18 protein-coding genes and 4 tRNA genes are annotated in these 24925 nt (G+C 71.9%); 15 read left to right on the forward strand and 7 right to left on the reverse strand.

Going from position 1 to position 24925, the window contains the following annotated elements; all coding sequences use genetic code 11:
• Positions 1–15 precede the first annotated feature (15 nt).
• The 7 genes from CITRI_RS0113825 to CITRI_RS17900 form a co-directional block, all read right to left on the reverse strand.
• Positions 16–1716, reverse strand: coding sequence for an ABC transporter substrate-binding protein (locus CITRI_RS0113825; RefSeq protein WP_010145495.1), 1701 nt, complete (start codon positions 1714–1716; stop codon positions 16–18).
• Positions 1717–1810: 94 nt separating this feature from the next.
• Positions 1811–1892, reverse strand: a tRNA-Leu gene (locus tag CITRI_RS0113830).
• Between the two features lie 63 nt (positions 1893–1955).
• Positions 1956–2432, reverse strand: coding sequence for a thioredoxin-dependent thiol peroxidase (gene bcp, locus CITRI_RS0113835; RefSeq protein ID WP_010145496.1), 477 nt, complete (start codon positions 2430–2432; stop codon positions 1956–1958).
• Between the two features lie 18 nt (positions 2433–2450).
• A complete protein-coding gene (locus tag CITRI_RS18560) occupies positions 2451–2732 on the reverse strand; it encodes a hypothetical protein (protein ID WP_010145497.1) in 282 nt (93 codons plus the stop codon).
• Complete coding sequence (locus CITRI_RS20655) at positions 2699–4162, reverse strand: M23 family metallopeptidase (RefSeq protein WP_369732359.1); 1464 nt, start codon at positions 4160–4162, stop codon at positions 2699–2701. Before CITRI_RS20655 ends, CITRI_RS18560 begins: the two co-directional genes overlap by 34 nt.
• 322 nt (positions 4163–4484) lie before the next feature.
• Positions 4485–4560 (reverse strand) — tRNA-Lys (locus tag CITRI_RS0113845).
• Positions 4561–4696: 136 nt separating this feature from the next.
• A complete protein-coding gene (locus CITRI_RS17900; RefSeq protein ID WP_141566121.1) occupies positions 4697–5161 on the reverse strand; it encodes a hypothetical protein in 465 nt (154 codons plus the stop codon).
• Between the two features lie 129 nt (positions 5162–5290).
• Here CITRI_RS17900 and ilvD point away from each other — a divergent pair, with 129 nt between their 5' ends.
• The 15 genes from ilvD (at position 5291) to CITRI_RS17905 (ending at position 24813) form a co-directional block, all read left to right on the forward strand.
• Positions 5291–7051, forward strand: a complete 1761-nt coding sequence (ilvD, locus tag CITRI_RS0113855) for a dihydroxy-acid dehydratase (RefSeq protein WP_010145500.1) — start codon at positions 5291–5293, stop codon at positions 7049–7051.
• Between the two features lie 466 nt (positions 7052–7517).
• Positions 7518–9356 (forward strand): acetolactate synthase large subunit, encoded by a 1839-nt coding sequence (locus CITRI_RS0113860; protein WP_369732354.1) that lies wholly within the window; start codon positions 7518–7520, stop codon positions 9354–9356.
• A 3-nt stretch (positions 9357–9359) separates the two neighbouring features.
• A complete protein-coding gene (gene ilvN, locus CITRI_RS0113865; protein WP_010145502.1) occupies positions 9360–9872 on the forward strand; it encodes an acetolactate synthase small subunit in 513 nt (170 codons plus the stop codon).
• Between the two features lie 59 nt (positions 9873–9931).
• A complete protein-coding gene (gene ilvC, locus CITRI_RS0113870) occupies positions 9932–10960 on the forward strand; it encodes a ketol-acid reductoisomerase (RefSeq protein ID WP_010145503.1) in 1029 nt (342 codons plus the stop codon).
• A gap of 153 nt (positions 10961–11113) precedes the next feature.
• On the forward strand, positions 11114–12721 hold the full coding sequence (serA, locus tag CITRI_RS0113875) for a phosphoglycerate dehydrogenase (RefSeq protein WP_010145504.1): 1608 nt from the start codon (positions 11114–11116) through the stop codon (positions 12719–12721).
• Between the two features lie 4 nt (positions 12722–12725).
• Positions 12726–14357, forward strand: a complete 1632-nt coding sequence (gene metG, locus CITRI_RS0113880) for a methionine--tRNA ligase (RefSeq protein WP_010145505.1) — start codon at positions 12726–12728, stop codon at positions 14355–14357.
• 150 nt (positions 14358–14507) lie between these two features.
• The gene (locus CITRI_RS0113885) at positions 14508–15635 is read left to right on the forward strand and encodes a 3-isopropylmalate dehydrogenase (RefSeq protein WP_010145506.1); all 1128 of its coding nucleotides are present in this window, start codon (positions 14508–14510) and stop codon (positions 15633–15635) included.
• 179 nt (positions 15636–15814) lie between these two features.
• Complete coding sequence (locus CITRI_RS0113890; RefSeq protein ID WP_029139351.1) at positions 15815–16918, forward strand: branched-chain amino acid aminotransferase; 1104 nt, start codon at positions 15815–15817, stop codon at positions 16916–16918.
• 87 nt (positions 16919–17005) lie between these two features.
• Complete coding sequence (locus CITRI_RS0113895; RefSeq protein ID WP_029139352.1) at positions 17006–17800, forward strand: fumarylacetoacetate hydrolase family protein; 795 nt, start codon at positions 17006–17008, stop codon at positions 17798–17800.
• Between the two features lie 156 nt (positions 17801–17956).
• Positions 17957–19519, forward strand: coding sequence for a glutamate--tRNA ligase (gene gltX / locus CITRI_RS0113900; protein ID WP_010145511.1), 1563 nt, complete (start codon positions 17957–17959; stop codon positions 19517–19519).
• A gap of 150 nt (positions 19520–19669) precedes the next feature.
• Positions 19670–19741: transfer RNA gene (locus CITRI_RS0113905), tRNA-Gln, on the forward strand.
• Positions 19742–19843: 102 nt separating this feature from the next.
• Positions 19844–19919 (forward strand) — tRNA-Glu (locus tag CITRI_RS0113910).
• Positions 19920–19994: 75 nt separating this feature from the next.
• Positions 19995–21905 carry a dynamin family protein gene (locus tag CITRI_RS0113915; RefSeq protein WP_010145512.1) on the forward strand — a complete coding sequence of 637 codons (1911 nt, stop codon included), beginning with the start codon at positions 19995–19997 and terminating at the stop codon, positions 21903–21905.
• Positions 21902–23620, forward strand: coding sequence for a GTPase family protein (locus CITRI_RS0113920; RefSeq protein ID WP_010145513.1), 1719 nt, complete (start codon positions 21902–21904; stop codon positions 23618–23620). The genes CITRI_RS0113915 and CITRI_RS0113920 overlap by 4 nt, the downstream gene beginning before the upstream one ends.
• On the forward strand, positions 23617–24813 hold the full coding sequence (locus CITRI_RS17905; RefSeq protein WP_010145514.1) for a thiamine-monophosphate kinase: 1197 nt from the start codon (positions 23617–23619) through the stop codon (positions 24811–24813). Before CITRI_RS0113920 ends, CITRI_RS17905 begins: the two co-directional genes overlap by 4 nt.
• Positions 24814–24925 lie beyond the last annotated feature (112 nt).

Raw genomic sequence — 24925 nt, forward strand, 5'->3', positions numbered from 1 at the left:
TCTGAGTCGACTTTACTACTGGGCCGGGGCCGGTCTGTCCACCGGGACGATCTGGTCGAACCGTTCGTCCAGCACGGGGGAGGTCGGGTAGGAGACCAGGGTGTGGCCCGTGGCGACGGCGGAGATCGGGTAGGCCAGGGGCAGTGCCGGCAGGTCCAGGGCCAGCGACTCCGCGGCCTTGCGGTACAACGCCGTCCGGTTCTCCGGGTTCCGGGTGGACACGGCGTCCGCGAGCGTCGTGATGACGGTCGGGTTCCGGTAGCCGAACTCCGCCGAGTCGTGGCCGAACAGCGGGGCCAGGAAGTGGTGCGGATCACGGTACTCCCCGGTGCGCCCGGCCAGGTGGAAGGCCCGGGTCCGGTCCGCCCCGAGCCGGTCCAGGTACCCCTCGTCCCACGGCACCGGCACGGGATTGAGCACGAGGCCGGCCGCGGCCAGGTCACCGGCGATCCGCGCGTACACGGCCTCGGGGGCGGGCAGGTAGGGACGTGAGGTGTGCACCGGGTAGACGAAGTCCACCGGCTGCCCGCGGTAGCCGGCCAGCTCCAGCAGGCGGGTGGCCTCCGCCGGGTCGTAGTCGTAGGTGGTCAGTTCCGGGTTCGCCACGCCCAGGGACGGCGGCACGAACTCGTGGGCCCGGGCCGAGCCGGCCAGGAAGTACTCCTCGGCCAGCGCGCGCCGGTCGACGGCGTGGGCCACCGCCTGGCGCACGTAGAGCTGTCCCAGGATCGGGTGCCGGGAGTTCATCCCCAGGTAGAGCACCGACAGCGGATCCCGCTGCAGGACCTGGACCCCGCCCTGGACCAGCGGACGCAGGGTCTCCGGGGCGACGAAGTCGAAGGCATCCAGCCGGCCGCGGCGCAATTCCCGGAGCCGCTGACCGGCCCCGGGGACCACGGCCAGGGTCACGGGCCCGACGGCGGTCGGCTCACCCCGGTACCCGGCGTTCACCTCCAGCACCAGCCGGTCGCCGTCGTCCTGCTCGCCCCAGCGGAACGGGCCGGTACCTGCCGGCCGCGCCGGGGGCAGGCGGTCGGCCGGGGCGGCGGGCAGGGCGTCGTCGAACGTGGCCCAGGACGCCGGGGAGCTGAGGGCGAAGGCGGGAGCCGTCAGCGCGGCGGGCAGGAACACGATGGGATCGCTGAGGACCAGGCTGACGGTCCGCTCGCCGACGGCCTCGCACGCCCGGTAGCGGCATCCGTCCTGGCCGGCGTAGCCGCCGAAGACGGAGGCGAAGGTCAATTGCGGCAGGGCTGCCATGCGCTGACCGCCCAGCAGCTCGGGCAGACGGGCCCAGCGCTCGAAATTCGCCACCACGGCCTGCGCGTCCAGCGGGGTGCCGTCCTGGAAGTCGACACCGGGCTGCAGGGAGAACGTGTAACGCAACCCGTCGTCCGTGACCTGCCAGTCGCTGGCCAGCCGGGGGATCGGCGCACCGGTGTCCGGGTCCACGCCGAGGAGGTTCTCGAGCACCTGCCGGGTGCTGCGGTGCGACTCGGCGTCCACGGCCAGCGCCGGGTCGAGGGTCCTCGGCCGCGACGGCACCCCGATGGTCACCGGCACCGTCGACGGCGCCGGGGGAGTGGGCGCCGGAGGGACCGGCGCGGTGGGGTCATGGGGCGAGGACTCACCGCGGATCTGGGTGGCGCACCCGGTCAGTGGGAGGGCCAGGGCCGCAGCCAGGGAACTCAGCACGGTGCGGCGTGAGATGTCCACCCGGACGGGCCTCCTCGTCTGACGTGTCCTCCGGCTGCGATCCGCCCTGAGGAGGATCCGGTGCAGGGACCGGACTGTCCTGGAGCACGAATCGTGCGGGCGGGGGGACTTGAACCCCCACGTCCGAAGACACTGGAACCTAAATCCAGCGCGTCTGCCAATTTCGCCACGCCCGCGCGCCCCCGCGGGCGGGGACAACGGCCCATCTTACCCGGTGCCGGGCCGTCACCGCCCGCCGGTCAGGCCAGTCCCAGGTCCCGGCGCAGCTTGGCCACGTGACCGCTGGCCCGCACGTTGTACTGGGCGAGTTCCACGGTGCCGTCTCCGTCCACGACGACCGTGGAACGGATGAGCCCCTCGTAGGTGCGGCCGTAGTTCTTCTTCTCCCCCCACGCGCCGTACGCCTCGGCCACCGCATGGTCCTCGTCGGAGAGCAGCGGGAAGGTCAGGCCCTCGTCCGCGGCGAACTTCTGGAGCTTGGCGGGACCGTCCGGGGAGATGCCGAGGACGGCGAAGCCCTCAGAGGTGAAGGACGCGAGGCTGTCGCGGAAGTCGCAGGCCTGCGTGGTGCAACCGGGCGTGGCGGCGGCGGGGTAGAAGTACACGATCACCTTGCGGCCGGCGTAGTCGGCCAGCGAGACGGCCGTGCCGTCCCGGTCGGTCAGCGTGAAGGCGGGAGCAGCGTCGCCCGGTGCCAGGCGGTGTGGAGCAGTCATGCGGTCCACTGTAGGCGCTCAGCCGAGCAGGGACTCGAGGAACTCGGCATCGGTGCAGGCGGGGAGGGAGTCCAGCCACAGGGCCGAGGGCGAGACCTCGACGAGGGTCTCCTCGGTCACGAGCTCGGGTCCACCCTCGTCGTCGAGGACGGCAACGAGGCCGACGAGGTCCGCGAAGTCCCCGGTGAAGATCGTGGAGAAGTCCGGCCTCGCCTTCTGCGTGTCGTCGTCCAGGGGCAGGCACCACCGCGCCGCCTCCTCCTCGGTCAGCGAGGCGGGAGCCGGGGGGCTGGCCGGCACCGGCGGTTCCGGTGCGGGGGGCTCGGTCGGCGTCGGAGACGGCGTGGGTGTGACGGGTTCGGTCGGCGTCGGGGACGGCGTGGGTGTGACGGGCTCGGTCGGCGACGGCGACGGTTTGGGTGTGACGGGCTCGGTCGGCGTCGGAGACGGCGTGGGCTGGGCGGGCCCGGGCGTGGTGGGCTTGGTCGGCGTGGGCTGGGCGGGCCCGGGCGTGGTGGGCTTGGTCGGCGTCGGCGTCGGCGTCGGCGTCGGGGTCGGCGTGGCCGGCACGTCCGGTCCGGGACGGGTCGGCTGGGCGGGTTCCGCCGGCACCGTGGCGGCGGGGGTCCCCGGCACGGTGGGCTTCGGCTTCGGGGTGACTGCCGGCGGTGCGGGCCTCGGTTGCACCGGTTTCGCGGTGCCCGAGGGCTTCGGGTCTCGCGCGGCCGGCCGCGTCGTCGCTGGCGTCGCGCTTCCGGAGGGCGTCGCCGCGGGCGTGGCGGGGGATGCGCCGGGCGAGGCAGGCGTCCCGGACGGCCCGGGGGAGGGGGACGCGGTGACGGGTCCTGTGCCGCTGGTGCCTCCGGGGCCCGTCCGTGATCACCCCGGGGCCCTGTCCGGGGAGCGGCCTCCCGGGCGATCGGTCCCTGCACGGCAGGCTGTCCGCTCCGCGGGGAGGCCTCCCTGCGCTCCGGTGCGACGCTGGGCGCTTCCTCCCGCGCGGCCGCGCGGATGCGCTCCAGGTCCACCGCGTCCAGCGCACGGGGCTGTCCGGCGACCTCCGGCAGCAGCTGCACCGGGTCGACGTACAGGCCGTCAAGGGTGGTGTCGAAGTGCAGGTGGCACCCCGTCGAGTTGCCCGTGGTCCCGGACAGGCTGATCGCGTCGCCACGCCCCACGCGGTCACCCGGGGATACCAGGAGCCGGGAGTTGTGCCGGTAGGAGGTCACCAGCCCGTCGCCGTGGTCGATGTCGACGCGCAGTCCGCCGGTACCCCGTTCCCCGGCGGAGGCGACCGTGCCGTCCGCGGCGGCCAGGACCGGCGTTCCGCAGGCCACCGCGTAGTCCAGGCCGATGTGGAATTGCGCTGCCGGGCCGACATGGGTGGGGTTCTTCCGCCACCCGAAGGCCGAGCTCAGGGTGAAGGGGCCGGCCACGGGGTGGTCGAAGGCTCGCCCGACCAGGGCCAGGGGAGCGGCGTTGACGTAGGGGGGGACCTCACCGGCGTAGCGGTCGAGTGCGGCCTGCGCGGACGAGGACTGGACCAGGCGCACCCGGGTCCGTTCCGCCGTGTCCCCCGCCAGGTCGGCCCGGGAGGCTACCTCGACCGTCGCGTCGGGAGCGGTCACGACGCCGGTGCCCGCACCCCCGGGTCGCTGCGGTGACGACGGGGCCAGGTAGGTCGTGGCGCGCTCGGCGTGTGCACCCGACACCGCGGCGCTCGGGACCATCCCGCCCGTGGCGGCCAGGACGACCAGTGCGGTGGTGGTGGCGAGTGCGGGCGCGAATCGTCGAGACACGGTGCTGGCGGCCTTTCACGGGGGACCTGCGACACCCGTCCCGGTGCCGCTACAGCGACATCGTGGCACGCTTCGGTGACGTGAGGTAGGCCTGGACGTGTACGAGAGGAGTAGGCGGGACGCAGGTCCCGTCGCAGTGCGTACGATTCGAGTGCGCCCAGCGCACGACCCGTGTGGTCCCGGACCACGCGGGGACGCGGAAGGGCCCCGGTCACCCGACCGGGGCCCTTCCGTCTGCGATGGATGCGAGCTGTGGTGCGCCCCCCGGGACTCGAACCCGGAACCCATTGATTAAGAGTCAATTGCTCTGCCAGTTGAGCTAGAGGCGCAGTGTTCCGTGGACCGATAATCGGTCCGTGCAACGAGGAAAAACTCTAGCAGAGGTCTGGGGCGGATGTGAAATCGACGGGCGGGAGACATCCGTCACTGTCGGTCGGGGCTGCTGCGGGCGCGTCGGGGGGAGGGTCAGCAGGTGCGGTAGTACGACTCCAGGGTGTCCATGAAGTGGGACATGAACTCGTGGAAGTCCTCGGCATCCGGTTCCTGGCCCAGGGTGACCGTGCCATCGTCCTCCGGCCCGGGTCCGGTGGGACGTAGGTTCTCCGGCAAGGGGATCCGGGGAGTGCCGCTGACCTCGAACCACGTGCGGAAACCGGTCACCGTCTCCACCTGGTACCCGCTGCCGGTGTCCGCCAGGGTTGCGACGTTGCCCAGGGAGACCGTGGCGATGTCCGGACCCACGGGAACCTGGGGGAGGGCCTCGAGGTCGACGGGGCACAGCAACAGCTCCAGGGGCTGATGCCGGTAGCCGATCACCCAGGGGTTGCCGGCGCCGGAGGGCTGGCCGTAGACGAGGTTGAAGTCCCCGTAGTTGAAGACCCTCGCGTCGAAGGCCTCCCGGAGCATGCGCTTGAGGTCTTCGCCGTTCATGACGCCCATTCTACGGACGCCGGTGACCTGCGGGGAGGCTCGCGGACGCCGGTGACCTGCCGGGAGGTTCGCGGGCCTCGGCCGTCACGTGCCGCGCGGCACGCCGGCGGCGGTCCTAGGATGGTCGCCATGACCACCCCCAGCGCAGACACGACCCTTCCCGGCGGTGCAGCCGGCGGGGCCCACGGCGACGACGCCGCGGCTCCCGACATCAAGCCACGCTCCCGCGCGGTGACCGACGGCATGGAGCGTGCCCCGGCCCGCGGCATGCTGCGCGCCGTCGGCATGGGGGACGAGGACTTCGCGAAGCCGCAGATCGGCATCGCCAGCTCCTGGAACGAGATCACCCCGTGCAACCTCTCCCTGGACCGTCTGGCCCAGGCCTCCAAGGAGGGGGTGCACGCCGGTGGCGGGTACCCCCTGGAGTTCGGCACCATCTCCGTCTCGGACGGCATCTCGATGGGCCATGACGGCATGCACTACTCGCTGGTCTCCCGAGAGGTCATCGCCGACTCCGTGGAGACCGTGATGCAGGCCGAGCGGCTGGACGGATCCGTGCTGCTGGCCGGCTGCGACAAGTCGCTGCCGGGCATGCTGATGGCGGCCGCCCGGCTGGACGTCTCCAGCGTCTTCATCTACGCCGGCTCCACCATGCCCGGTTACGCCACCCTGGAGGACGGCACGGAGAAGCAGGTCACCCTGATCGACGCCTTCGAGGCCGTGGGCGCCTGCGCCCGGGGACTGATGAGCGAGAAGGACCTGGACACCATCGAGCGGGCGATCTGCCCCGGCGAGGGCGCCTGCGGCGGCATGTACACCGCCAACACCATGGCCTGCATCGGCGAGGCGCTGGGGATGTCCCTGCCCGGTTCCGCCGCCCCGCCGTCGGCCGACCGGCGCCGTGACGCGTTCTCCCGCAAGTCCGGCGAGGCCGTGGTCAACCTGTTGCGCCTGGGGATCACCTCCCGGGACATCATGACCAAGAAGGCCTTCGAGAACGCCATCGCGGTGACCATGGCGTTCGGCGGGTCCTCCAACGCGGTCCTGCACCTGCTGGCCATCGCCCGCGAGGCCGGCGTGGACCTCACCCTGGATGACTTCAACCGCATCGGTGACAAGGTCCCGCACCTGGGCGACCTCAAGCCCTTCGGCCAGTACGTGATGACCGACGTGGACAAGGTCGGCGGCGTGCCCGTGGTCATGAAGGCCCTGCTGGACGCGGGCCTGGTCCACGGTGACGCCCTGACCGTCACCGGCAGGACCGTGGCCGAGAACCTGGCCGGTATCAACCCGCCGGACCCGGACGGCAAGGTGCTGCGAGCCCTGGACAACCCCCTGCACCACAACGGCGGCCTGGCCGTGCTGAAGGGCTCGCTGGCACCCGAGGGCGCCGTGGTGAAGTCCGCCGGCTTCGACGCCGACGTGTTCGAGGGCACCGCCCGCGTGTTCGAGCGCGAGCGTCAGGCGATGGACGCCCTGGAGGCCGGCCGGTTGAAGGCCGGCGACGTGGTGGTCATCCGCTACGAGGGCCCCAAGGGCGGTCCCGGCATGCGCGAGATGCTCGCCATCACCGGCGCCATCAAGGGGGCCGGGCTGGGCAAGGACGTCCTGCTCCTCACCGACGGCCGGTTCTCCGGCGGCACGACCGGCCTGTGCATCGGGCACATCGCCCCGGAGGCCTCCGACGGCGGCCCGATCGCCCTGGTGCGCGACGGAGACCGGATCCGGGTGGACATCGCCGGCCGCACCCTGGACCTGCTGGTCCCGGCCGAGGAGCTCGAGGGCCGCAGGGAGGGCTGGGAGCCGGTGCCCCCGAAGTTCACCACGGGCGTCCTGGGCAAGTACGCCAAGCTCGTGCACTCGGCGGCCGAGGGCGCGTACCTGGGCTGACCGGTGCGCTCCGCGCCCGTGGACACGCCGGATCACCCGGCGTGTCCACGGACCGGACGCCCGTCTCACGATGTGAGACCGTGAGAGGATGGATTGACGCCGGACGGCGTGCCTCGGGGATACTGGTCACCATGTCCAACATGCGACTAGTCGTCGTTATCCAGCGCGTGGCCTGAACTACGGTTCGGATCCGCGGGTCCGCCCGCTGCCACGCGCCAAACCCCGAGCGGGCCGACCGGCCGACGTCGGGGTTTATTTGTTGGAGATGCAAGCATGACGCTGGCCACCACATCAGCGCCACTGACTCCTCCGCCACTCCGGCGGACGCCGCGGGGGACACCCGCCGGCGGGCACCAGAGGTGACCGGGGTGCCGCACAGGCACCCCGGATGCTCCAGTACAGCGCCAGAAGAGCTAGGCAAGAAGGCACAGCAATGAGTAACGGATCCCGGATCACCCCAGCGGTGATGACCTCCCATGCATCCCGCGAGCCGCGGGACAGGAACGAGCCTGCGGGCGAGAGTCTGGTCCCCGGGCCGAACCGTGTCGTCGAACCGGTCACGATGACCGGGTCGCAGGCGATCGTGCGTTCCCTGGAGGAACTGGGCGTCACGGACATCTTCGGCCTGCCGGGCGGGGCCATCCTGCCCACCTACGACCCCCTGATGGACTCCCAGACAATCCGTCACGTCCTGGTGCGCCACGAGCAGGGCGCCGGCCATGCGGCACAGGGCTACTACCTGGCCACCGGCCGTCCGGGCGTGGCGATCGCCACCTCGGGTCCGGGAGCCACCAACCTCGTCACGGCGATCGCCGACGCCCACATGGACTCCGAGGCCTGCGTGTTCATCACCGGCCAGGTCGCCTCCGCGGCGATCGGCTCGGACGCCTTCCAGGAGGCGGACATCGTCGGCATCACCATGCCGATCACCAAGCACTCGCGGCTGGTCACCGACGCCCAGGACATCCCGCAGGCACTCGCCGAGGCGTTCCACATCGCCACGACCGGCCGCCCCGGTCCCGTGCTGGTCGACGTGGCCAAGGACGCCCAGCAGGCCCAGATGGAGTTCTCCTGGCCGCCGAGGATCGACCTGCCGGGCTACCGCCCGGTGGTCCGCGGCCACTCCAAGCAGGTCCGCGAGGCGGCCCGGCTGATCCAGCAGGCCGAGCGGCCGGTGCTCTACGTGGGCGGCGGTGTCTCCCGCGGGCACGCCAGCGCGGAGCTGCGCGAGCTGGCCGAGCTCACCGGGGCACCCGTGGTCACCACTCTCACGGCCCGCGGTGTCTTCCCGGACTCCCACCGCCAGCACCTGGGCATGCCCGGGATGCACGGTTCGGTGGCCGCCGTCTCGGCCTTGCAGATGTCCGACCTGCTCATCACCCTGGGCGCCCGCTTCGACGACCGGGTCACCGGCCAGCTGTCCACGTTCGCCCCGAAGGCGCGGGTCATCCACGCGGACATCGACCCCGCCGAGATCTCCAAGAACCGTCCGGCGGACGTGCCGATCGTCGGCTCGGTCAAGGAGATCATCCCGGAGCTCACCGGCGCCGTGCGGGACGCGCACGCCGAGTCGGGCGCCCCGGACCTGGGCGAGTGGTGGACCGTCCTGGACCGGCTGCGCGAGACCTACCCGATGGGCTATGCCCCCACCGAGGACGGACTGATGTCCCCGCAGAAGGTCATCGAGCGCCTCGACGCGCACTCCGGCCCCGAGGCTGTGTACGTCGCGGGCGTGGGCCAGCACCAGATGTGGGCGAGCCAGTTCGTGAAGTACGAGCGTCCCCACCAGTGGCTGAACTCCGCCGGCCTGGGCACGATGGGCTTCGCCGTGCCGGCCGCCATGGGCGCCAAGGCCGGGGACCCGGACCGCGTGGTCTGGGCCATCGACGGCGACGGCTGCTTCCAGATGACCAACCAGGAACTGGCGACCTGCCTGATCAACAACATCCCGATCAAGGTGGCCGTCATCAACAACTCCTCGCTGGGCATGGTCCGTCAGTGGCAGACGCTGTTCTACGAGTCCCGCTACTCCAACACCGACCTGAACACCGGCCACGACACCATCCGCGTCCCGGACTTCGTCAAGCTCGCCGAGGCCTACGGCTGCCTCGGGCTGCGCTGCGAGCGGGAGGAGGACCTGGACGCCACCATCGAGCAGGCCCTGGCCGTCAACGACCGCCCGGTCGTCGTCGACTTCGTGGTCTCGCGCGACTCCATGGTGTGGCCCATGGTCCCGGCCGGAGTGAGCAACGACGAGATCCAGGTGGCCCGGGACATGACCCCGGACTGGGACGAGGAGGACTGACCCATGGCACGACACACCCTGTCCGTACTGGTCGAGGACGTACCGGGCGTGCTGACGCGCGTCGCCAGCCTCTTCGCCCGCCGCGCCTTCAACATCCACTCCCTGGCCGTGGGCACCTCCGAGATCGAGGGACTGTCCCGGATCACCGTGGTGGTGGACGCCGAGGGAGACCTGCTCGAGCAGGTGACCAAGCAGCTCAACAAGCTCATCAACGTCATCAAGATCGTCGAGCTGAGCGCCGACAACTCCGTCCAGCGCGACCACCTGCTGGTCAAGGTCCGCTCGGACGCGGCCACCCGGTCCCAGGTCGTCCAGGCCGTCGAGCTGTTCCGCGCCTCCGTGGTGGACGTGTCCACTGACTCCGTGACCATCGAGGCCACCGGCGCGGCCGACAAGCTGGCCGCGCTGCTGGAGGTGCTCGAGCCCTTCGGGATCCGCGAGCTCGTGCGCTCCGGGACCATCGCCGTCGGGCGGGGCGGCAAGTCGATGACCGACCGCGCCCTGACCCGGAACTGACCTTCGGGTCCTCACCCGCTTCCCGACAACCACCGAACAACACACCGAGGAGATCTCCTGTGACCACCAAGTACTACGAAGACGACGCCGACCTCTCGATCATCCAGGGACGCACCGTCGCCGTCATCGGCTACGGCTCCCAGGGCCACGCCCACTCGCTGAGCCTGCGTGACTCCGGCGTGGACGTGCGCATCGGCCTGGCCGAGGGCTCCACGTCCCGCGCCAAGGCCGAGGCCGAGGGCCTGCGCGTCGTCTCCGTGGCCGAGGCCGCCGCCGAGGCGGACCTGATCATGATCCTCACCCCGGACCAGGTCCAGGGCGCCGTCTACCAGGAGCACATCGCCCCGAACCTGCAGGACGGAGACGCCCTGTTCTTCGCCCACGGCTTCAACATCCGCTACGGCTACATCCAGCCCCCGGCCGGCGTCGACGTCGCGCTGGTGGCCCCGAAGGGCCCGGGCCACGTGGTCCGCCGTGAGTTCGAGGCCGGCCGCGGCGTGCCCGCCCTGATCGCCGTCGAGCAGGACGCCACCGGCAACGCCAAGAACCTGGCCCTGTCCTACGCGAAGGGCATCGGCGGCACCCGCGCCGGCGTCATCGAGACCACGTTCACCGAGGAGACCGAGTCCGACCTGTTCGGCGAGCAGGCCGTGCTGTGCGGCGGCGCCTCCCAGCTGATCCAGTACGGCTTCGAGGTCCTGACCGAGGCCGGCTACCAGCCCGAGGTCGCCTACTTCGAGGTGCTCCACGAGCTCAAGCTGATCGTGGACCTCATGGTCGAGGGCGGCATCGCCAAGCAGCGCTGGTCCGTCTCCGACACCGCCGAGTACGGCGACTACGTCTCCGGCCCGCGCGTCATCGACCCGAGCGTCAAGGAGAACATGAAGGCCGTGCTGGCCGACATCCAGGACGGCACCTTCGCCAAGCGCTTCATGGACGACCAGGCCGCCGGCGCACCGGAGTTCAAGAAGCTGCGTGCCGCCGGTGAGGCGCACCCGATCGAGAAGACCGGCCGCGAGCTGCGCCAGATGTTCTCCTGGCTGAAGGACTCCGACGACGACTACACCGAGGGCACCGCGGCCCGCTGAGCCGTACCACCCCACCGGCGCCCGGGGTGATCCCGGGCGTGAAGGCGGCCCCTCGTGCACACGGGGGGCCGCCGTGCTTCCAGGTCCTAGAATCAAGATCGGCCGACCCACGTTCCGAGCCGGCGTCAATGTCTATCCGAAGGTGAACCTCCCGTGTCTGAAACCAAGCCCGTCGTCCTCATCGCTGAAGAACTCTCCCCGGCCACCGTGGACGCCCTGGGTCCGGATTTCGAGATCAGGACGACCGACGGTGCCGACCGTGCCCAGCTGCTGGCCGCCCTGCCGGAGGCCGACGCGGTGCTGATCCGCTCGGCGACGAAGATGGACGCCGAGGCGATCGGGGCCGCCTCCCGGCTCAAGGTGATCGCCCGGGCCGGCGTCGGGCTGGACAACGTGGACACCAAGGCGGCCACCCAGGCCGGTGTCATGGTGGTCAACGCCCCGACCTCGAACGTCCTGTCCGCCGCCGAGCTCACCTGCGGCCACATCCTCGGCGTGGCCCGCAACATCGCCCCGGCCAACCGCGCCCTGAAGGGCGGGGAGTGGAAGCGTTCCAAGTACGCCGGCGTCGAGCTGTACGAGAAGAAGCTGGGCATCATCGGGCTGGGGCGCATCGGCTCCCTCGTGGCCGAGCGGATGCGCTCGTTCGGCATGGAGATCCTCGCCTACGACCCGTACATCACCTCCGCGCGGGCCCAGCAGATCGGTGCCCGCCTGCTGGACCTGGACGAGCTGCTGGCCCAGGCGGACTTCATCACCATCCACATGCCGAAGACCCCGGAGACCATCGGGATGATCTCCGACGACCAGTTCGCGATCATGAAGGACACCGCCTACGTGGTGAACGTGGCCCGCGGCGGGCTGATCGACGAGGACGCGCTGAACCGGGCCCTCGAGGCCGGCACCGTCGGCGGCGCGGCCATCGACGTCTTCTCCTCCGAGCCGGCCATCGACCTGCCGTTCTTCACCCATGACAACGCCGTGGTGACCCCGCACCTGGGGGCCTCCACCTCGGAGGCCCAGGAGAAGGCCGGCGTCTCCGTGGCCAAGTCGGTGCGACTCGCCCTGGCCGGCGAGCTCGTCCCGGACGCCGTCAACGTGGCCGGTGGCATCATCCACGAGGACGTCCGCCCGGGCATCCCGCTGGCCGAGAAGCTCGGCCGAATCCTGACGGCCCTGTCCACCGGTGACTCGCTGACCGTCGTGGAGCTCGAGGTCGCCGGTGAGATCGCGGACAAGGACGTCAAGTCCCTCCAGCTGGCCGCGCTCAAGGGCGTGTTCACGGACGTGGTCTCCGACCACGTCTCCTACGTCAACGCCCCGGTCCTGGCCGAGCAGCGGGGGGTGGAGACCCGGTTGACGACCACCTCCGAGTCCCCGGCCTACCGCAACACGGTCACCGTCAAGGGCGCCACCTCCAACGGCACCCAGCTGTCCGTGTCCGGCACCCTGACCGGTCCCAAGCAGGTCCAGAAGGTGGTCGGGATCGACGGCTACGAGATCGAGGTCCCGCTGGCCGAGCACCTGCTGGTCTTCCGCTACACCGACCGTCCCGGCGTCATCGGGACCATCGGCAACGTGCTGGGCGACGCCGACGTGAACATCGCCGGCATGGACGTCTCCCGCCAGTCCGAGGGCGGAGAGGCCCTGGCCATGCTGACCCTGGACGCGGCCCTGCCGGCCGGTGTCGCCGAGCAGCTGGGCGAGTCCATCGGGGCCTCCAGGGTCGCCGGGATCGACCTGCTCGACCTGGAGCACTGAGCGCATGGCCCAGAGCTACTACCTGTCCACCGCCATCTCCTACCCCAACGGCGAGCCGCACATCGGCCACGCCTACGAGTACGTGGGCGCGGACGTGATGGCCCGGTTCCAGCGCCTCGACGGCAAGGACGTGTTCTTCCTCACCGGAACGGACGAGCACGGCCAGAAGATGCAGCAGACCGCCGAGGCCGAGGGGATCACCCCGCTGGAACTGGCCACCCGGAACGCGGCGGCCTTCCAGCAGGTGGACGACGAGGTCCTGGACGTGTCCTACGACCGGTTCATCCGGACCACGGACGCCGACCACCGCGAGTCCGTCCAGGCCATCTGGCGGCGCATGGAGGCCGCCGGTGACATCTACCTGGGCAGCTACTCCGGCTGGTACTCGGTGCGCGACGAGCGGTTCTTCGGCGAGGACGAGACGCACGTGGGCGAGGACGGCGTGCGCTTTGCGACCGAGACCGGCACCGAGGTGACCTGGACGGAGGAGGAGAGCTACTTCTTCCGCCTCTCGAAGTACCAGGAGCCGCTGCTGGAGCTCTACCGCAGCCGCCCGCAGTTCGCCGCTCCGCAGTACCGGTTCAACGAGGTCATCCGGTTCGTGGAGTCCGGGCTGGAGGACCTGTCCATCTCCCGGACCTCCTTCGACTGGGGGATCGACGTCCCGGCGCCGGCGGACGGCACCGCGAAGGGCCCGGACGGGCAGCCCGTCCAGCCCACCCTGGAGCACGTGATGTACGTGTGGGTGGACGCGCTGACCAACTACCTCACCGGTGCCGGATTCCCCGACACCGGTTCGGAGCGCTTCGCGCGCTACTGGCCGGCCGACCTGCACATCATCGGCAAGGACATCTCCCGGTTCCACTGCATCTTCTGGCCGGCCTTCCTGATGAGCGCCGGCCTCGAGCTGCCGCGGCGGGTGATGATCCACGGCTTCCTGAACAACGAGGGCCAGAAGATGTCCAAGTCGCTGGGCAACGTCGTGGCCCCGGCGGAGTGGGTGGCCCACTACGGGCTGGACGCCGTGCGGTACTTCCTGATGCGAGAGTTCCCCTTTGGCGCCGACGGTTCGTACAGTCACGACGCCGTGGTGGGGCGCAAGAACGCGGACCTGGCCAACAACCTGGGCAACCTGGCCCAGCGCTCGCTGTCCATGGTGGCCAAGAACCTCGGCGGCACGGTGCCGGAGCCGGGGGAGTACACCGACGCCGACCGCGCCCTGCTGGAGTCCGTCTCGTCCCTGCTGGAGACCTCGCGGGCGGACTACGCCGTGCAGGACTTCCACCACGCCCTGGAGTCCACGTGGGCCGTCCTGAACGACGCGAACGCCTACTTCGCCGATCAGCAGCCCTGGGTGCTGCGCAAGACCGCCCCGGAGCGGATGGCCACCGTGCTGTACGTGACGCTGGAGACGGTGCGCCGCGTGGCGCTGCTGGTCCAGCCGGTGATGCCGGGATCGGCCACGCGCCTGCTGGACCTGCTCGGGGTGGAGGCCTCCGGCGACGCCGGCCGCACCGGCGCCTCCGGTGCCGGGCCGCGGTCCTTCGCGGCCTGGGACGAGGCCCTGGTGCCGGGGGCCTCCCTGCCGGCGCCGGTCCCGGTCTTCCCGCGTCACGAAGAGCCAGAGGCCGGTTAGGACCAGGGGTTCGTCCAGGCTCCCCTGCGGGCCGCCGTGGGACCGGACGCCGGTCGGCCGCGTCCCACGGCGGGACCGGCCCGTGTCCGCATGGTGGACAGTGTGACCACATGGTGGACCAGGGTCCCACGGCGGGCCTAGCCTGAGGGCATGGAAAACGTCGCCGATACGGCTCGCCCGACCAGCACCCAGACCGCCACCCGCTCCGTCCAGGACGTCCTGGACGTCGCCGTCATCGGCGGGGACGGCATCGGGCCGGAGGTCACCGCAGAGGCGCTGAAGGTCATGCGGGCGGCCACGGAGGGCTCCGGTGACGCGGAGATCCGCACCACCGACTACTCACTCGGCGCGGCGCACTGGCTGCAGGCCGGGGAGACGCTGACCGAGGAGACCCTGCAGCGGCTGCGCGGTCACGACGCGATCCTGTTCGGTGCCGTGGGCGCAGCCCCGAACGACACGCGCATCCCCTCCGGGCTGATCGAGCGTGAGCTGCTGCTGAAGCTGCGGTTCAGCCTGGACCACGGGGTGAACCTGCGTCCGGCGCGGCTCTACCCCGGGGTCGCCAGCCCGCTGGCGGACCCCGGTGACATCGACTTCGTGGTCGTGCGCGAGGGCACCGAGGGGCCCTACGTCGGCAACGGTGGAGCCATCCGGACCGGCACGCCCCAGGAGATCGCCACCGAGGTCTCCGTCAACACCGCCTATGGCGTGGAGCGGGTCGTCCGCCACGCCTTCGCGCTGGCCGCCACCCGGCCGCGCCGGCACGTGTCCCTCGTGCACAAGCACAACGTGCTCGTGTACGCCGGGCACCTCTGGCGGCGGACGGTGGAGGCCGTGGCCGCGGAGTACCCGTCCGTCACCCACGACTACATGCACGTGGACGCCGCGACCATCCACATGACCACCGACCCCTCGCGGTTCGACGTGATCGTCACGGACAACCTGTTCGGGGACATCCTCACCGACCTCGCCGCCGCCGTCACGGGCGGCATCGGCCTGGCCGCCTCCGGGAACCTGAACATCTCCGGCACCGCACCGTCCATGTTCGAGCCGGTCCACGGTTCGGCCCCGGACATCGCCGGACAGCAGAGGGCCGACCCCACCGCCGCCATCCTGTCCGGGGCCTTGCTCCTGGAGCAGGCCGGCCGCACCGATGCCGCCCGGCGCATCAACGAGGCCGTGTGGGCGGACATGGCCGCCCGCGGCCAGTCCGGTACGCCGCAGTCGGGACCGCGCACCACGGTGCAGGTCGGCGACGCCATCGCCGCCGCCGTCTGAGCGGCGTCGAGGCATCCCGCGTCTGAACCGCCCTCCGGGCAGGTCATATGATGGATGCACCTTCCCGGCGCATCAGCGGACCCGCTGGCCACCGAGAACGCGAAGCAACGCCCTGGGCGCGGCCGGCGCCGGCCTGCGTGGCACCCGGGGTACTACGAGAGAAGGAATCCGTCGTGTCCATGGAATTCGCCGTCCATCCCCAGTCCTCGCCCGTCTCCGAGGAGCGGCGCCGTGAGATCCTGGCGGATCCGGGCTTCGGGCAGCACTTCACCGACCACATGGTCTCCATCGACTGGACCTGGGGCGGCGACGGGCAGCACAGCGGCGGGACCTGGCACGACGCGCGGATCGAGCCGTTCGGGCCGCTGAGCCTGTCCCCGGCCACGGCCGTCCTCCATTACGCCCAGGAGATCTTCGAGGGCCTGAAGGCCTACCGCCATCCGGACGGCACCGTGTGGACGTTCCGGCCCCGCGCCAACGCGGCACGCCTGAACCGCTCCGCGCGGCGGCTGGCCCTGCCGGAACTGCCGGAGGAGGACTTCCTCGAGTCGTTGCGCCTGCTGGTGTCCACGGACATCGGCTGGGTGCCGGACGGCGAGGGGCAGTCGCTGTACCTGCGGCCGTTCATGTACGCCTCAGAAGCATTCCTCGGCGTGCGCCCGGCCCACGAGATCGCCTACAAGGTCATCGCCTCCCCGGCGGGGAACTATTTCGGGGGTGAGCTCAAGCCCGTCTCCATCTGGGTGTCCCGGGACTACGCCCGCGCCGGTCACGGAGGCACCGGTGCGGCCAAGTTCGGTGGCAACTACGCCGCGTCGCTGGCCGCGCAGCTCGAGGCCTCGGCCCAGGGCTGCGACCAGGTCCTCTTCCTCGACCCCGTCCGGGACAACGCCGTGGAGGAACTGGGCGGGATGAACGTGTTCTTCGTCTTCAAGGACGGCTCCCTCGTCACCCCCGAGCTCACCGGCACCATCCTGGAGGGCGTCACGCGATCCTCCGTGCTGCAGCTGGGCCGGGACCGCGGGCTGGACGTCGTCGAGCGGCGCATCACCCTCCAGGAGTGGCGCGACGGGGTGGCCGGCGGTGAGATCACCGAGGTGTTCGCCTGTGGCACGGCGGCCGTCATCACCCCGATCGGCCGCCTGGTGGACGGCGAGGAGCACTTCGACTCCCCGGCCGTCACCCCGGGTGACTCCGTGGCGCTGGACATCCGCCGTGAACTCCTGGACCTGCAGACCGGCCACGGCGAGGACCGCCACGGCTGGCTCCACCGGCTGGCCTGACCCCGGCGGACCGGTACCCGAGAGGTCCTGGTCACCGGGCACGGACCGATGGGGGTCCCGTGTCCCGCGGCCATTAGGGTGGTGACCATGCGTATCGCCCGTTTCGTCGCCACCGCCGAGCCACTGTACGGAATCGTCGAGGGGGAGCCGGATGCCCCCGCCGCGGAGCTCACCGTGACCGAGCTGCACGGTGACCCCTTCTTCCAGGGCATCCAGCCGACCTCCACCAGGCATCGCCTCGAGGACGTGCGGCTCGTGGCCCCGATCATCCCGCGCTCCAAGGTGGTGGGAGTGGGACGCAACTGGGCGGACCACGCCGCCGAACTGGGCAACGCCGTCCCGGACCGGGTGCAGTTCTTCCTCAAGCCCAACACCTCCGTCGTCGGGCCGGGCGAGCCGGTGACCCTGCCCTCGTGGTCCGAGCAGGTCTCCTATGAGGCGGAGCTCGCCGTGGTCATCGGCACGATCTGCAAGGACGTCCCGGTCGACCGCGTGGACGACGTGGTGTTCGGTTACACCGTGGCCAACGACCTCACGGCGCGCGACGCGCAGAAGTCCGACCTCCAATGGGCACGGGCCAAGGGCTTCGACGGCGCCTGCCCGCTGGGCCCCTGGATCGAGACGGGCCTGACGAGCTCGCAGACCGAGGACCTGCGGATCACCATGGACCTGGACGGACGGACGGTGCAGGACGGCACCACGGCGGACATGGTGTTCGGCGTCCGGGAGATCGTCTCCGCCGTCTCCGAGGCCTTCACCCTGCTGCCCGGCGACGTCATCCTCACTGGCACCCCGGCGGGCGTCGGGATCGTCGAGGCGGGCCAGCGCACCGAGGCGACGATCGAGGGCATCGGGACCCTCGCCACCGTCTACCGGCGCTGACATCCGTGGCCGGCCTGATCCCGAGACCGGGTCGGTCGAGGGGAGGGGCCTGTCACCGGTGACGGCATGGGCCATCCTGGACGCCGCGCACCAAGCTGTCCCGGCCCAGGGGCCAGGTGGGGTCCTGCGAGCCCGCGCCGCTAGACTTGCGCCATCATGACTGAGTCCGTTTCCCGCGCGCCCCTTGCCGCCCCCGCTGACATCCCCGCCGTCCCCGCCGACGCCCCGGTCCGCGTCCGTTTCTGCCCCTCACCGACCGGAACCCCGCACGTCGGACTCATCCGCACGGCCCTGTTCAACTGGGGCTGGGCCCGGCACACGGGCGGGACCATGGTGTTCCGGATCGAGGACACCGACGCCAAGCGTGACTCCGAGGAGAGCTACCAGCAGCTGCTGGAGGCCATGTCCTGGCTCGGCATCGACTGGGACGAGGGCGTGGAGGTCGGCGGCCCGCATGCGCCCTACCGCCAGTCCCAGCGCGGTCAGATCTACCAGGACGTGATCGCCCGGCTCAAGGACGCCGGGTACATCTACGAGAGCTTCTCCACGCCGGAGGAGATCGAGGCCCGCCACCGTGCCGCGGGCCGGGACCCCAAGCTGGGCTATGACGGTTACGACCGCGACCTGACCCCCGAGCAGGTGGCCGGGTTCCGCGCCGAGGGCCGACAGCCCGCGCTGCGCCTGCGCATGCCGGAGGAGGACATCACCTTCACGGACACGGTGCGCGGTGAGATCACCTTCCAGGCCGGCTCGGTCCCGGACTTCGTGGTGGTGCGCCCGGACGGCTCCCCGCTCTACACCCTGGTCAACCCCCTGGACGATGCCCTGATGGAGATCACGCACGTGCTGCGCGGCGAGGACCTGCTGTCCTCCACGCCGCGGCAGATCGCGCTCTACCGGGCCCTGTACGCCATCGGGGTGGCGAAGTACATGCCCGCGTTCGGCCACCTGCCCTACGTGATGGGGGAGGGCAACAAGAAGCTGTCCAAGCGGGACCCGCAGTCCAACCTGTTCCTGCACCGCGAGCACGGGTTCATCCCTGAGGGCCTGATCAACTACCTGGCGCTGCTGGGCTGGTCGCTCTCGGCGGACGAGGACATCTTCACCCGCGAGCAGTTCGTGCAGCACTTCGACGTGCACCACGTGCTGGCCAATCCGGCCCGCTTCGACGAGAAGAAGGCCACCGCGATCAACGGGACCCACGTGCGGATGCTGGACGGCCAGGACTTCCGCGACCGGCTGGTGCCCTACCTGCAGCAGGCCGGTCTCGTGTCCGACCCGCTGACGGCGCGCGAGGGACAGGTCCTCGACGCCGCCGCCCCGCTGGTGCAGGAGCGCGTGGCGCTGCTCGGCGAGGCCGTGGACATGCTCGCCTTCCTGTTCCAGGCCGATGACCAGATCACGACGGCGGACGGGGCCCTCAAGGGCATGCCCGCCGACCTGGGCGGCGCCCTGGCCGCGGCGCGACGCGGACTGGCCGGGATCGAGGACGGTGACTGGAGGACCGAGGCCATCGAGGCCGCGCTGCGGCGGGAGCTGATCGACGGGCTCGGCCTCAAGCCGCGTCAGGCCTTCGGGCCGGTGCGGACCGCGGTGTCCGGGAAGAAGGTCTCGCCGCCGCTGTTCGAGTCCCTCGAGATCCTGGGCCGGGACTCCGCCCTGGCACGCCTGGACCGGTTCGCCGCCGAGCAGGCCGCCGGCACCGCGGACGCCGGCTGAACCGGGGCCCGGCCGGGGTGACGGAGACCACCCCGGCGCCGTTTTGTCATCGGCGCCGATCGCCGGTATAGTAAACACCCGTGCCAGGGAGACCTGGTGCGGATGGCCCAAGGGAATGCCGGGTGACCGGATCATTCGCTTGACAGCCATTGGGGTATGGTGTAATTGGCAACACAACGGTTTCTGGTACCGTCATTCTAGGTTCGAGTCCTGGTACCCCAGCGGATTTCACCGATTTGGTGAAAGCCCCCAGAGTATGAAATACTTCTGGGGTTGCCCCGAGAGAAACGCCAGTTCAGGCGGGACTTGACGGACAACGGTGACGGCCCCATCGTATAGCGGCCTAGTACGCCGCCCTCTCACGGCGGTAACGCGGGTTCGAATCCCGCTGGGGTCACCACGAGCACGAGGCCCGGTCCATCAGGACCGGGCCTCCTGTGTTCCCCGGCACCACCGTCCCGGGTGTCATGATGGGGTGGTGAGCACACCCTTCACGCCAGGAGCCCCCGACGCCGGCTCCCCGCACGAGTCACGGGCAGGGTCCCCGGGGGCAGGCCTGCCGGCCGCACCGGAGGCGCCGGGACCTTCAACGGCCGGTTCCGCGGACGCCGCCCCCCGGATCGCCGCCGAGGCCGTAGACCTCCTGGGCCGCCTCCGGACGGAACTGGATGCGGTCCGCCTGCCGCTGGCCGTTGACGGGGCCGCGGACACGGAGGCCGTCCGCCGGTCCGCCGTCGGCCAGCTCGACGACTACGTCCTGCCGCGCTACCGCAGCCTCGACGCCCCGCTGCTGGCCGTCGTCGGGGGATCCACCGGCGCCGGGAAGTCGACCCTGGTCAACGCCCTGGTGGGCCACCCCGTCACCCGGGCCGGTGCCATCCGCCCCACCACGCGGCAGCCGATCCTGCTCCACCACCCGGACGACGTCGAGTGGTTCACCACCGCCCGGGTACTGCCCGGGCTCTCCCGGACCATCGGCCACCGCGCCGATCCCGGTGCGCGGCCGTCGGCCGAGCGGGCCGGCGTGGACCCCGACCCCCAGGCCACGGACTCCCTCGTGATGGTCGCCGAGCCGCAGTTGCCCCCCGGGCTGGCCCTGCTGGATGCCCCGGACATCGACTCCATCGCGGATGAGAACCGACGGCTGGCCGCGCAACTGCTCTCGGCGGCGGACCTGTGGATCTTCGTCACCACCGCCAACCGCTACGCCGACGCGGTGCCGTGGGAACTGCTGCTGGACGCGGCCGCCCGGGACATCACCGTCGCCGTCGTCCTGGACCGGGTGCCGGCCGGAGTCGAGGACGAGGTCGCCACCGACCTGTCCGCACTGCTGGGCCGGCGTGGACTGGGCGGGGCCGAGCTGTTCGTCGTCACCGAGTCACCCCTGGACGACGACGGCATGCTGCCGGCCGGTACCGCCGCGCCGCTCCAGCAGTGGCTGGCCGCCATCGCCCACGACGCCGGCTCCCGGTCCGAGGTGGCCCGCCGCACCCTCAACGGGGTGGTGCGGCAGCTCGCGGACAAGGCCGAGGGCATCGCCCAGGCCGAGGACGACCAGCGCGAGGCGGCCGCGCGACTGACCGGTGTCGTGGAATCGGCCTACGGACAGGCCCGGGAGGGGGTGCTGGCGGCCACCCACGACGGCACCCTGCTACGCGGTGAGGTGCTCAGCCGCTGGCAGGACTTCGTGGGCACGGGCGAGTTCTTCCGGTCCCTGGAATCCGGCATCGGACGCCTGAGGGACCGGATCACCGCCTTCCTCACCGGCCGGCCCGCACCACCCGAGGAGGTCGAGACCGCCATCGAGACCGGACTGCACGCCGTGCTCGTGGAACAGGTGGCCGCCGCCGCCGAGGAGTCTGAGGACCGCTGGCGCCAGGACGCCGCCGGCCGGGCGCTGCTCGAGGGACGGGACCTGTCCCGGGTGCCGGGGGACTTCCCGGACCGGGCCGCCGCCGAGATCCGCGGCTGGCAGCAGGACCTGATCCGGCTCATCGAGGACGAGGGGGCGGGCAAGCGCACCATGGCCCGCGTGACCGCCCTGGGCGTGAACGGAGTGGCGGTGACCCTGATGATCGTGTCCTTCGCCTCCACCGGAGGGCTGCTCGGCATCGAGGTCGGGATCGCCGGCGGCACGGCCGTGGTGGCGCAGAAGCTGCTGGAGTCCATCTTCGGCGAGGACGCCGTGCGTCGCCTGGCCCGGCGCTCACAGCAGAACCTGGCGCAGCGGGTCAGCGACCTGCTGGTCCATGATGCCCGGCGTTTCACCGTCCTGCTGGACGAGGTCCGGGATGACGAGGAGACGGAACACCTGCGGGCGCTGGTCCCCGGGCTGCGCCGGCTCGGCGGCTCCGGCACCTCCGCGACCGGGGAGGCCGGGGCATGAGCCGCGACGGACAGGACCTGCGCGACGCACGGGATCTGCGCGACGTACCGGGGCCCCGGGACGGGACACCCCTGGACCGCAAGCTGGCCGCCCTCGGGACGGCCACGGACCTGGGGGAGGGCCGGCTGCCCGACCAGGCGCTCGCGGCCGCCCGCCAGGTGGTGGACCACGCCGGCCAGCGCCGCCGGCTCTCGGCAGAGCACACGGTCGTCGGCTTCTTCGGCGCCACCGGGTCGGGGAAGTCCAGTCTGTTCAATGCCGTCACCGGACACCCGCTGGCCCGGGCCGCAGCCACCCGCCCGACCACCTCGGAGCCCATGGCCGCGGTGTGGGGTGCCGAGGGCGCCGGACCCCTGCTCGACTGGCTCGAGGTGAACCAGCGGCACGTCCTGGACGGGCCGGCCGCCGGCACCGACCTGACCACGTGGTGGGGACGGCGGCGGGAGTCGGGCGGGCTGATCCTGCTCGACCTCCCGGACTTCGACTCGATCGCGGCCGGTCACCGCAGGATCGTCCAGCGGCTCGTGGGCCAGGTGGACGTGCTGGTCTGGGTGGTGGATCCCCAGAAGTACGCCGACGCCGCGCTGCACCGCGAGTTCCTGGAACCCCTGGCCGCACACCGGGCCGTCACCCTCGTGGTGCTCAACCAGGTGGACCGCCTCGCCGGTCCGGACGTCGAGCGGGTCGTGGCCTCGCTGAAGGACCTGCTGGCCCGGGACGGACTGGTCCGCGTCCCCGTCTACCCGGCCTCGGCCACCACGGGGGCCGGTGTCGACGCGGTGCGCACCGCCATCGCCGAGGTGGCCGCCCAGCGCTCTGCCGCCACCGAACGACTGCTGTCCGACGTGCGGACCGCCGCCCGCGCCCTGGGGTCCGAGGACGCCGCAGGCGTGCCGGCCGGCGTCGGGAAGGGGGCCGAGTCCCGGCTCGTGGATGCCCTGGCCGAGGCCTCGGGAGCCTCCACCGTGGTCCGGGCCGTCGCCCAGTCCTACCGTCTCGAGGGGGGCCGGCGCACCGGCTGGCCCGTGATGCGGTGGATGGCCCGCGTGCGCCAGGACCCGTTGCGCCGGCTGGGCCTGCGCCGCGGTGAGGGCGCCGCCCCCGGGGCCGTGGCCGGCGCTGACGACCCCCGCCTGCACCGCACGTCCCTGCCCGAGCGGAGCCCGGCCCAGCGGGCCCAGGCGGACGGGGCGGTCCGGGCCTTCGCCGACTCGGCCAGCGAGGGCGCGCCGGACTCCTGGCGGTCCTCGATCCGCCGGGCCGCCCGCAGCCACGCGGAGCAGCTGCCCGATGATCTCGACCAGGCCATCACCTCGACCGACCTCAGGGCCGGTGCCACCTCCTGGTGGTGGCACCTCGTCAATGTCCTGCAGTGGCTCGCCCTGCTGGCGGCCGTGGCAGGGCTGGCCTGGCTCGGGGTCCTGGCCCTGGCGGCCTACCTCCAGTTCGACCTGCCCCCCGCCCCGGACGTGGAGGGGTTCCCCATCCCCACGCTGCTGGCGGCCGGGGGGCTGGCCTTCGGCATCCTGCTGGCCCTGCTCGCGGCCCCGCTGGTGCGCCTGGGCGCCCGGGCCCGTGCCCAGCGGGCCCGACGCCGGCTGCGCGCGGCGATCGCCGAGGAAGCCGCCCAGCGGATCGCCGAACCGGTACGCCAGGAGATCAACCGCTACGGGCGGTTCCGGGAGGCGCTGGCGGCGGCCAGCGGACGGCATTGAGCACCGGTCAGCAGGCGCGGTCGCGGGGCAGCACGCGGGACCGGACGGTCGGCGGCCTCGGTGAGGCCGGGATCCTGCGGATCCTGAACCGGCGCTTCGCCGTCCTGCCGGCCGCGGGGGACTGGCCCGAGGGCACGGTGGGGCCCGGGGACGACGCCGCGGTGGTGTCCGCCCCGGACGGACGGTTCGTCATCTCCACGGACGCCATGGCGCAGGACCGGGACTTCCGCCTGGACTGGCCGGCCGTCTCCTGCGAGGTATCCCGTGGCGGGGGCGGGGACGACGCCCGGGGTTTCACCGGGGGGTACTCGATCGGCTGGAAGGCGGCGGCCCAGAACCTGTCGGACATGAACGCGATGGGGGCGGATGCCACCGGGCTGCTGCTGGCCCTGACCATGCCGCACACCACGGGGGTGTCCTGGATCGACGGTCTCGCCGCCGGGATCGCCGGGGCCGTGAGGCACCTGGGGGCCCGGCGGTGCCGGATCGTGGGCGGGGACCTGGGCTCGGACGACCGGATCACCCTGGCCATCACGGCCACCGGAGACCTCGGCGGCCGCCCCGCGGTCCGGCGCGTGATGACGCCCTCGGTGTCCGCGGCGGACCCCGTGGACCTCGTCCTGTGCGGGCGGGCCGGCTGGGCCGCCGCCGGGCTCGCGGTGCTGGACACCGCCCGGGAGGAGCTCCTGGACCGTCTCCGGACGGGCGCCCCCGGGGTCCGGCGGCTGGCCGGCCTGGCCGCGACGGCCCAATTGCGCCCGCGCCCCGTGCTCGGGGCGGGACGACGTGCCGCCGAGGCCGGGGCCCTGGCCATGATGGACGTCTCGGACGGTGTGGCCAAGGACGCCGGGCGGCTGGCGCTGGTGAACGGCCGCCGGGTCGAGCTGGATCCGGGCTGGGTGCGCTCCGACGCCGCCGTGCTGGACTCCCTGGCGCGGGCACTGGGCCAGGACGCCCGCGACTGGGTGACGGCCGGGGGCGAGGACTACGGACTGCTCGCCGTCCTGCCGGCGGGCGCCCGGCTTCCACACGGCTTCCGGCGCGTCGGCCGGCTCCTCCCCGGCGACCTGCCCGGGGTCACCGGGGACGGTGGGAGCCCCGGTCCGGGGGCCGGCTCGGTGGAGTGGCCGCAGGAGGCGTCCGGGCCGGATCAGGACCAGGGCGGCTGGGACCACTTCGCCCGGGACGACTGAACCGCACCGGTGGCGCCCCAGTGGGGATGGGGCTCAGCGCCCGGTGTTCACTGCGCGCGGTCGAAGCGGTGGCCGAGGGCGGCGTGGGTGAAGCCGGCCTCGCGCCAGGCGT

The sequence above is a fragment of the Citricoccus sp. CH26A genome, assembly GCF_000224415.1.
Taxonomy (GTDB): domain Bacteria; phylum Actinomycetota; class Actinomycetes; order Actinomycetales; family Micrococcaceae; genus Citricoccus.